8 protein-coding genes and 1 pseudogene are annotated in these 9,234 nt (G+C 70.2%); 3 read left to right on the top strand and 6 right to left on the bottom strand.

The window, feature by feature from the left end; all coding sequences use genetic code 11:
- Together H5J33_RS14295 and H5J33_RS14290 are read left to right on the top strand one after the other, a co-directional pair.
- Window positions 1-2,158: ribonucleoside-diphosphate reductase subunit alpha (locus H5J33_RS14295; protein WP_181795287.1), on the top strand; the 2,158-nt coding region annotated here is incomplete at its 5' end.
- A complete protein-coding gene (locus H5J33_RS14290; RefSeq protein WP_181795286.1) occupies window positions 2,158-3,168 on the top strand; it encodes a ribonucleotide-diphosphate reductase subunit beta in 1,011 nt (336 codons plus the stop codon). The genes H5J33_RS14295 and H5J33_RS14290, both read left to right, overlap by 1 nt.
- On the opposite strand, the gene H5J33_RS14285 is transcribed toward H5J33_RS14290, so the two are convergent.
- Window positions 3,081-3,323, bottom strand: a complete 243-nt coding sequence (locus tag H5J33_RS14285) for a hypothetical protein (RefSeq protein ID WP_181795285.1) — start codon at window positions 3,321-3,323, stop codon at window positions 3,081-3,083. The genes H5J33_RS14290 and H5J33_RS14285 overlap by 88 nt on opposite strands.
- 93 nt (window positions 3,324-3,416) lie before the next feature.
- Here H5J33_RS14285 and H5J33_RS14280 point away from each other — a divergent pair, with 93 nt between their 5' ends.
- Window positions 3,417-4,379, top strand: a complete 963-nt coding sequence (locus tag H5J33_RS14280; protein ID WP_181795284.1) for a GlxA family transcriptional regulator — start codon at window positions 3,417-3,419, stop codon at window positions 4,377-4,379.
- A 21-nt stretch (window positions 4,380-4,400) separates the two neighbouring features.
- On the opposite strand, the gene H5J33_RS14275 is transcribed toward H5J33_RS14280, so the two are convergent.
- From H5J33_RS14275 to H5J33_RS14255, 5 genes and pseudogenes are all read right to left on the bottom strand, one after another.
- Complete coding sequence (locus H5J33_RS14275) at window positions 4,401-5,780, bottom strand: cytochrome P450 (RefSeq protein ID WP_181795283.1); 1,380 nt, start codon at window positions 5,778-5,780, stop codon at window positions 4,401-4,403.
- Window positions 5,780-6,862, bottom strand: coding sequence for an epi-isozizaene synthase (cyc1, locus tag H5J33_RS14270; RefSeq protein ID WP_181795282.1), 1,083 nt, complete (start codon window positions 6,860-6,862; stop codon window positions 5,780-5,782). Before cyc1 ends, H5J33_RS14275 begins: the two co-directional genes overlap by 1 nt.
- Window positions 6,863-7,106: 244 nt before the next feature.
- Complete coding sequence (def, locus tag H5J33_RS14265; RefSeq protein WP_181795281.1) at window positions 7,107-7,757, bottom strand: peptide deformylase; 651 nt, start codon at window positions 7,755-7,757, stop codon at window positions 7,107-7,109.
- A gap of 106 nt (window positions 7,758-7,863) precedes the next feature.
- Window positions 7,864-8,844: a hypothetical protein gene (locus tag H5J33_RS14260; protein ID WP_181795280.1), complete on the bottom strand. Its 981-nt coding sequence runs from the start codon at window positions 8,842-8,844 to the stop codon at window positions 7,864-7,866.
- A gap of 100 nt (window positions 8,845-8,944) precedes the next feature.
- Window positions 8,945-9,234, bottom strand: a pseudogene (locus H5J33_RS14255) (metal-dependent phosphohydrolase); the annotation flags it as partial.

Raw genomic sequence — 9,234 nt, 5'->3', positions numbered from 1 at the left:
CTCCGAGGACCCCGCCTACTCGAAGCTGGCCGCCCGCCTGCTGACCCTCGCGATCCGGGCGGAGGCCGCCTCCCAGGGCGTGACCTCCTTCACCGGGGCGATCACGGTGGGGCACCGCGAGGGCCTGATCGCCGACCGCACCGCCGAGTTCGTGCGCACGCACGCCGAACGGCTGGACGCGCTGGTGGACGCGGCCGTGGCGGAGGGCGCCGACGACCGCTTCGGCTACTTCGGCCTGCGCACCCTGCACAGCCGCTATCTGCTGCGCCACCCGATCACCCGCAAGGTCATCGAGACGCCCCAGCACTTCATGCTGCGCGTGGCGAGCGGCCTGGCCGAGGACGACACGGCGCGCTCCGTGGACGAGGTCGCCTCGCTCTACGGGCTGATGAGCCGCCTCGACTACCTGCCCTCCTCCCCCACCCTGTTCAACTCCGGCACCCGCCACCCCCAGATGTCGTCCTGCTATCTGCTGGACTCCCCGCTGGACGAGCTGGACTCCATCTACGGCCGCTACCACCAGGTCGCCCGGCTGTCGAAGCACGCCGGCGGCATCGGGCTGTCGTACTCCCGCATCCGCTCGCGCGGTTCGCTGATCCGGGGCACGAACGGCCACTCCAACGGGATCGTGCCGTTCCTGAAGACCCTGGACGCCTCGGTCGCCGCCGTGAACCAGGGCGGCCGCCGCAAGGGCGCCGCCGCCGTCTACCTGGAGACATGGCACTCCGACATCGAGGAGTTCCTGGAGCTGCGCGACAACACGGGTGAGGACGCCCGCCGTACGCACAACCTGAACCTCGCGCACTGGATCCCCGACGAGTTCATGCGCCGCGTCAACGCCGACGCCCAGTGGTCCCTGTTCTCCCCCGCCGACGTCCCCGGGCTCGTGGACCTGTGGGGCGAGGAGTTCGACGCCGCCTACCGCGAGGCCGAAGCCGCCGGCCTGGCCAGGAAGACCCTCCCCGCCCGGGAACTGTACGGCCGGATGATGCGCACCCTGGCCCAGACCGGCAACGGCTGGATGACCTTCAAGGACGCCGCGAACCGCACCGCCAACCAGACCGCCGAGCCCGGCAACGTCATCCACTCCTCCAACCTCTGCACCGAGATCCTGGAGGTCACGAACGACGGCGAGACGGCCGTCTGCAACCTGGGCTCGGTCAACCTCGGCGCCTTCGTCCGGGACGGGGACATCGACTGGGACCGCCTGGACGCCACCGTCCGCACCGCCGTCACCTTCCTCGACCGCGTCGTCGACATCAACTTCTACCCCACCGAGCAGGCGGGGCGTTCCAACGCCAGGTGGCGGCCGGTCGGGCTGGGCGCGATGGGGCTGCAGGACGTGTTCTTCAAGCTGCGGCTGCCGTTCGACTCGGCCGAGGCCAAGGCGCTGTCCACGCGGATCGCCGAGCGGATCATGCTCGCCGCGTACGAGACGTCCGCCGACCTCGCCGAGCGCAACGGCCCGCTGCCCGCCTGGGAGAAGACCCGTACGGCCCGGGGCGTGCTGCACCCCGACCACTACGGTGTCGAGTTCACCTGGCCCGAGCGCTGGGCCGCGCTCCGCGAACGCATCGCGCGGACGGGCATGCGCAACTCGCTGCTGCTGGCGATCGCGCCGACGGCCACCATCGCGTCGATCGCGGGTGTGTACGAGTGCATCGAGCCGCAGGTGTCGAACCTGTTCAAGCGCGAGACCCTGTCCGGCGAGTTCCTCCAGGTCAACTCCTACCTGGTGCAGGACCTGAAGGACCTCGGGGTCTGGGACGCCCGGACCCGCGAGGCGCTGCGCGAGGCCAACGGCTCGGTGCAGGACTTCCAGTGGATCCCCGAGGACGTCCGCGCCCTGTACCGCACGGCCTGGGAGATCCCCCAGCGCGGCCTGATCGACATGGCCGCCGCCCGCACCCCGTTCCTGGACCAGGCGCAGTCGCTGAACCTGTTCATGGAGACGCCGACCATCGGCAAGCTCTCCTCGATGTACGCCTACGCCTGGAAGTCCGGGCTGAAGACGACGTACTACCTGCGCTCGCGCCCCGCCACGCGCATCGCCCGCGCCGCCCAGGCGCAGCCCACCGTCCCCGCACAGGTGGCCGCGGACCCCGAAGCGGTCGCCTGTTCCCTGGAAAACCCCGAGTCCTGCGAGGCCTGCCAGTAATGTCCCGTAACACCAACCTGCTCGACCCCGGCTTCGAGCTCACCCTGCGCCCCATGCGCTACCCGGACTTCTACGAACGCTACCGGGACGCCATCAAGAACACCTGGACCGTCGAAGAGGTCGACCTCCACTCCGACGTCGCCGACCTCGCCAAGCTCACCCCCGAAGAGCAGCACCTCATCGGCCGGCTCGTCGCCTTCTTCGCCACCGGCGACTCCATCGTCGCCAACAACCTGGTGCTGACGCTGTACAAGCACATCAACTCCCCGGAGGCGCGCCTGTACCTGTCGCGCCAGCTCTTCGAGGAGGCCGTGCACGTCCAGTTCTATCTGACGCTGCTGGACACCTATCTCCCCGACCCGGAGGACAGGGCGGCCGCCTTCGCCGCGGTGGAGAACATCCCGTCCATCCGCGAGAAGGCGCAGTTCTGCTTCAAGTGGATGGACTCGGTCGAGAAGCTCGACCGGCTGGAGTCCAAGGCCGACCGCCGCCGCTTCCTGCTGAACCTCATCTGCTTCGCCGCGTGCATCGAGGGCCTGTTCTTCTACGGCGCCTTCGCGTACGTCTACTGGTTCCGCAGCCGGGGTCTGCTGCACGGTCTGGCGACCGGCACCAACTGGGTCTTCCGCGACGAGACGATGCACATGTCGTTCGCCTTCGACGTCGTCGACACCGTGCGCGAGGAGGAGCCCGACCTCTTCGACGACCGGCTCCAGCAGCAGGTCACCGACATGCTCAAGGAGGCCGTCGAGGCCGAGCTGCAGTTCGCGCGCGACCTGTGCGGTGACGGCCTCCCGGGCATGAACACCGACTCGATGCGGCAGTACCTGGAGTGCGTCGCCGACCAGCGCCTCACCCGCCTCGGCTTCGCTCCGGTGTACGGCTCGGAGAACCCCTTCTCCTTCATGGAGCTCCAGGGCGTTCAGGAACTGACGAACTTCTTCGAGCGCCGCCCCTCCGCGTACCAGGTGGCCGTAGAGGGCACGGTCGACCTGGACGAGGACTTCTGATCCCTCCTGCCGTCCCGGGCCTCCTGGGCCTGCCTGATCTGCCGGTCGATGCGCACGTCGCGCAGGTGACCGAGCAGGGAGGGGAGGGCCAGGAGGACCAGGATCCCGAGGGTCAGTCCGATTCCGATCACGCCTTCGATCTGGTTCTCGTTCATGGACACCACTGTCGCGCCGGACACTCCTGACCGGCAGGGGCAGGACTGCCGTAGACCCTCGAATTACTGCCATCGCCGAGGCAGACTGGCAGCATGCTGAAGAACGTGGCGGCCGTGCTGCTGGACGGCGTGCATCCTTTCGAACTGGGCGTCGTCTGCGAGGTGTTCGGCATGGACCGCAGCGACGACGGGCTGCCGGTCTACGACTTCGCCGTGGTCTCGGCGGAGGGGCCCGGCCTCGCCACCCACTGCGGGTTCACGGTGTCCACCCCGCACGGACTGGAGCGGCTGGAGGAGGCCGATCTGATCGCCGTGCCGGCGGGTGAGGCCTTCACCGAGCGGGAGTTCCCCGAGGAGCTGCTGGCGGCGCTGCGCCGGGCGGTCGACCGGGGCACCCGGGTGCTCAGCGTCTGCTCCGGGGTGTTCGTCCTGGCCGCGGCGGGGCTGCTGGACGGGCGGCGGTGCGCGGTGCACTGGCACCACGCCGAGCGGCTCGCCCGGCGCTATCCCCGGCTCATGGTCGAGCCGGACGTGCTGTACGTGGACGAGGACCCCGTGATCACCTCCGCCGGCACCGCCGCCGGGATCGACGCCTGTCTGCACCTGGTGCGCAAGGAGCAGGGCCCGGAGGTGGCCAACAAGCTGGCCCGCCGCATGGTGGTGCCGCCGCACCGGGACGGCGGACAGGCGCAGTTCATCGAGCGCCCCCTGCCGAAGGCTCCGGCCGACACGGTCGGGGAGGTGCTGGCGTGGATGGAGACCCACCTCGACCAGGAGGTCACCGTCGAGCAGCTCGCCGCCCGCGCCCATATGGCGCCGCGCACCTTCGCCCGCCGCTTCCGGCAGGAGACGGGGACCACGCCCTACCGCTGGCTCCTGCGGCAACGCGTGCTGCTGGCCCAGGAGTTGCTGGAGGGCACGGACGAGACGATGGAGGCGATCGCCTGGCGCACCGGGTTCGGCACGGCCGCCGCGCTGCGCCATCAGTTCCTCCGGGCGCTGGGCACCACCCCGAACACCTACCGGCGCGCGTTCCGGGGCCCGCGGGCCGCCTGAGCGCGCGCCGGCGCCGGCGGCCTACCAGGGCCTCGCGCGCAGCAGCAGGTTCTGCGGGCGGAGTGTGATGCCCACGCGGGTGGTGCCGTCCGACCCCTCGGCGGGTTCGAAGCGGTACTTCGCCGAGACGGCCGCGGTGATCAGGCTCAGCTGGGTCATGGAGAAGTGGTCGCTGGGGCACTTGCGGTTGCCCACGCTGAACGGGCTCATGGCGTACTTGGGCACGCTCCGGGCCCGCTCGGGCAGCCAGCGGTCGGGGTCGAAGTCGAGGTGGCGGTCGTAGGAGCGGTGGTCGCGCTGGATGGCGTACGGGCTGTAGACGATGTCCGCACCGGCCGGAATGCGATAGCCGCCGAGTGCGGTGTCGGTCACCGCGCGCCGCGTCAGAATCCACACGGCCGGCCGGAGCCGCATGGCCTCGACGACGACATTGTTGGTGTGCGTCAGTGCGCGGACATGCTCGAATCCGACCGGCCGGCCACCGGTCACGGATTCGACCTCGGTCCGTACCTTCTCCGCGTGTTCCGGGTGTTCGGCGAGGACCTGGAGCAGCCACATGACGGTCGAGGCCACTGTTTCGCTGCCGGGTGTCAGTATCGCCACGACCTGGTCGTGGATCTCCTGTTCCCCGATGGGGTCGCCATTGTCGTCCTTCGCCTCCAGCAATGCCGTCAGCAAATCGTCCGGCCTTTGCCCGGATGCCCTGCGTTCAGCGACGATCTCGTCCACCAGCAGATGCAGATCGGCCAGGGCCCGGTTGAATTCGCGGTTGGCCGGGAACGGCAGCCGGTACAGCGGCCCCAGCGGGATCACCATCCGGCGGTACATGCCCCGGAAGACGGTGGCGAGGTCGACGCTGAGCCGTTCCGCGCGCTCGTCCATGAAGTCGCCGCGCAGCAGGCAGCGGGCGGCGATGCGGACGGCGACCCGGAAGGACTCGGAGGTGCAGTCGATGGTCTCGCCGGGCCGCCAGCGCTCGGTCAGCGCGTGCGCCTCCTCCTCCATCACGGGGCCGTAGCCCGGTATGGCGTCGAGCCGGAACGCGGGCTGGATGGTGCGCCGCTGCCGGCGGTGCCGGGGCCCGTTCGCGGTGGCCACGCCCTCCTTGCCGAGCAGTCCCTCCAGGGACTCCCACAGCGGGCCGGCGATCGTGAAGCCCGGGTCGAGGGCCAGCGCGCCGGTCAGCTCCGGGGTGGTGACGGCGTACACCGTCTTGGGGCCGAGCCTCAGGCGTACGACGTCGCCGTGGTCGCGCAGCGCGGACATGAAGGCGAGCGGGTCGCGGACCAGTCTCAGGCCGTGCCCGAGGACCGGCAGGGCGCCCTGGGCCAGGGGCGGTTCGCGCAGTACGGACGTCTTGGGGGTGGCGGGGCTCTGGGGCCGCACCGACTCTACGGTCATCACTCACCTGCCGTTTCGTTCGTGACGTACGGGGGTGTGGCGCGGTCGTCCCAGCTGTCGACCATGTACCGGCCGGACTCGTGGTGGAACCAGTAGACGGAGGCGAACCAGTTGCGCATATTCCCGACACAGGTCCTGACCGCGGTGCTCAGTTCCCGGCCGCGCGGCGTTCCGTCGTCGATCCGGCGGGCCAGTGCGAGGGCGTTTCGCTCGGCTTCGGGGAATTCACGGACGCATCCCTCGACGCGCCGTCTGATTTCCTCCACCGCTTCTTCGAGGGTCAGCCCGGCATGGGTGATGAGGCTGATGCCGAGATTGTGCACCTCGTCGCCCGCGATTTCCTTCGGCAGCGAGCAGAGGTCGTTGTACCAGGCGGCGAATTCCTGGCTGAGCAGCGCCGCCCGGCGGTAAGCGGGATTTCTCCGTACGGTGTCCGGGAGTTCACATCCGGCGCTGGGTTCGAGCAGGTCCGTCCATATCCAGTGGGCGAAGGTGAGGCGGCGCAGGGCGAGGTATTCCTCGACGGCGGGGACGCGCCCCTCGACGCGGTTGTGGAACTCGCGGTCGTAGGCCTCGATCACGGCGTGGAAGTGCCGGGCGAACCGCTGGTTCCAGGTGTGCGGCAGGAAGCCGTACAGCCGCAGCACGCTCTCCGCGAAGCCCGCCACGAGGGGGTCGGGGTGGTGCAGATGGGACCGGGGCGCGTCCAGGGCCGTGTGCAGCCGGTTCCGCAGCCGCTGCCAGTCGGCGGCCCGGCCGTGGACGATGTCGCGGTCGTGGCGGTCGTCCCAGACGAAGAACCAGGCGCTGTAGTCGGCTATGGCCTGCAGGACCTCGTCCGGCGCCCCCAGGTAGTAGCCCGCCATGAGGTCGGTGTAGCACAGTCCGTCGGCATATTCCGCGACCTTGTCCGCCGGCATCAGCCGCTTTTCCAGCAGCCACAGGCGCGTCTTCTCCTGAAGCTTTGGCCAATACGGGTGCAGGTGCCGCGGAAAGGAGGACTCGATCACCGGGAGCGCCAGTGACGGTGGGACTACGACCGCTGTCGCCGTCGCCGTGGTGCTGCGTGGGAAAGCTTGCACAGAACAAACCCCTCTCAGCCGCCAGGAGCGCACACCTCTCCCCTTGCGCGGGGCGTGCGCCGCATGTATCCCCGTACTTACATTCAGCACCACAAGTGACCGCTGTGGGTATGGATTTGCTCCATTCACTACCCCAACATGTCTGGACAGCCCTCTTGCCTGACTGGTTGTGGGTCACCACCCGTGCAACACGAAGGCGCCCGGCCGGGAGAATCCCGGCCGGGCGCCCAACGGACCTTGTGGGTCAGTCGTTGGCGACCACGGGGTAGCGCGGCTCGTTCTCGGCCATCTGCCGCAGCGCGTCCTTGCGGTCCCGCTTGGAGAGCCGGTCGATGTACAGGTAGCCGTAGAGGTGGTCGGTCTCGTGCTGGAGGCAGCGCGCGAAGTAGCCGGTGCCCCGGACCTTGATCGGGTTGCCCCGCTCGTCCTGGCCGGTCACCTCGGCGTAGTCGGGGCGCGCGAGCGAGGCGTACGCCGTCGGCACGGACAGGCAGCCTTCGTTGCTGTCGTCGAGCCGGCGCTTCTCGGCGGGCAGGTCGACCAGCTTCGGGTTGCACACCACGCCGACGTGCCGGACGCCCTCGTCGTCCTGGCAGTCGTAGACGAAGACCTTCAGGTCGACACCGATCTGGTTGGCGGCCAGGCCCACGCCCTCGGCGGTGCGCTGGCTGGCGAACATGTCGGCGACCAGCTGCCGGAGCTCCTCGCCGAACTCGGTGACGTCCTGGCACTCCTTGTGCAGGACCGGGTTGCCGACGACCGTGATCGGCCGCGAGGTGCCGCGCTCACGCCAGGCATTCTCGCGCTCCTCGCAGTTCTCCGTGTCGACGACATAGCCCTCGTCGTCGACGGGGAGCACGCCCGCGTGCTGCTGATCGGTGTCCTGCTGCGCCATGACCGACGTACGCCTTCCTCAAAGAACAGGGGGAGATGTTGCTGGTACAGGTTACGTGTCCGCCCCCCCTCGGCGGCGCGGGGAACCGCACGGCAGGGCGCGGCCCTCAGCACACCTCTTCGAGATCCCGCCAGTCACGCGAATCCGGACTGTCGGCGACCCAGCCGTCGAGCAGCCCCCGGACCAGCGAGGCCGGCGCGGCCACCCCGCACTCCCGCTCGGGCACCCACAGCTGCCCGTCCGTCCGGTGCCCCAGCGGCCCGGGATGCCCCGGCTCGCTGTGGTCGTGCGGGTCCAGATGCACCCCCTCGCCCTCGTCGGAGGGCATCCGGGACTCGCTGCACATCCGGCACAGCAGCCGCACCGAGGACGACCAGTCCTCCGCGGCGAACCCCGCGTCGGCCGCCAGCTGCTCCAGCGCGTCCCGGTCGGCCTCGGTGGCCGCCTCCAGCAGGACCACCCAGGTCGGCACGGGGGACGGCGCCCACAACTCGATCTCGTCGAAGACCGGGTAGGAGTGCCCGGTGGAGGTGGTGCGCTCGCCGTGCGGGACACCGTCGTGCAGCACGACCTCGCCCCAGCGCCGCCCGGACGAGGGAAGCGGGATGGACAGCACCTCCAGCCGGGCCGGATCCAGCCGGCGGCCCCAGACCACCTCTGCCTCGCCCTCCGGGGAGAGCCGTACGGCCGCGCTGCCCAGTTCCATGCCGAGCGGTTCGGCGGTGGCCGCCGCTCCCCCGGGCACCTTCAGCCCGTACGCCTGCCAGGCGCGGCGGGCCAGCGGCCAGTCCTGCAGGGCGGTGGCGGCGATGCCGACGTTCCACCAGTCGGGCGCCCCGGTGTCCTTGTCGAGCAGGGCGACCGCGCGCAGCCCGGCCGCGCGGGCCTGCTCCCAGTCGTGCCGGAACTTGTGCAGCAGCGCGAGGTTGAACCAGGACTCCGACAGCCAGGGTTCGAGGTCGGCGGCGCGTGTCAGCAGTTCGCCCGCGTCCTCGTAGCGGCCGTCGCCGATGAGTGTGAACGCGCGGTCGGTGGCCTGCCGCCAGGAGGCGGAGGGCCGGTGCCGTCCCTTGCCGAAGATCCTCACGATTCCCGCCTGCCAGTTCCAGTTCCGCACAGTGGGCTGGCTTGTGCCCCCGGACACCCTCTCCCTCGCATCCAACCACGTACGGCGGGAAAGGCGCTCATTACCCATGGGTTACCCAGCCCGGCGCGGGATCAGACCATCCCGGCCGCCTCACCGGCACGCGTTCCCGCGCCGTCTGGGGCCGGGCCAGGACCCGGGCCAGCGACTCCACCACCTCGGGGGCGTAGTCCCCGGCGGTGCCGAGCCGCAGCTCCTCCAGCGCGCGCCGGGCGCCCCGGGGGTCGGCGTCCCGGCTCTTCTCCTCGTAGGCGTTGACGGCCCGGACGATACGGGCGGCGAGCGGCTGCTCGGGGGAGGGATCGGCCTGCCGCTCGACGACGTCGGCGACGG

Origin of the sequence: Streptomyces sp. WELS2, assembly GCF_013870595.1 — a bacterium.
In the GTDB taxonomy this organism is placed as follows: Bacteria; Actinomycetota; Actinomycetes; order Streptomycetales; family Streptomycetaceae; genus Streptomyces.
Note: the sequence above shows the minus strand (reverse complement) of the source record. Positions and strands in the feature narration are given on the sequence as shown.

What these genes read in the sequence shown, in the direction of transcription:
- H5J33_RS14290 (WP_181795286.1), top strand. Translation starts at nt 2,158, where the DNA reads ATGTCCCGTAACACCAACCTGCTCGACCCCGGCTTCGAGCTCACCCTG.
- H5J33_RS14285 (WP_181795285.1), bottom strand. Translation starts at nt 3,323, where the DNA reads ATGAACGAGAACCAGATCGAAGGCGTGATCGGAATCGGACTGACCCTC.
- H5J33_RS14280 (WP_181795284.1), top strand. Translation starts at nt 3,417, where the DNA reads ATGCTGAAGAACGTGGCGGCCGTGCTGCTGGACGGCGTGCATCCTTTC.
- H5J33_RS14275 (WP_181795283.1), bottom strand. Translation starts at nt 5,780, where the DNA reads ATGACCGTAGAGTCGGTGCGGCCCCAGAGCCCCGCCACCCCCAAGACG.
- def (WP_181795281.1), bottom strand. Translation starts at nt 7,757, where the DNA reads ATGGCGCAGCAGGACACCGATCAGCAGCACGCGGGCGTGCTCCCCGTC.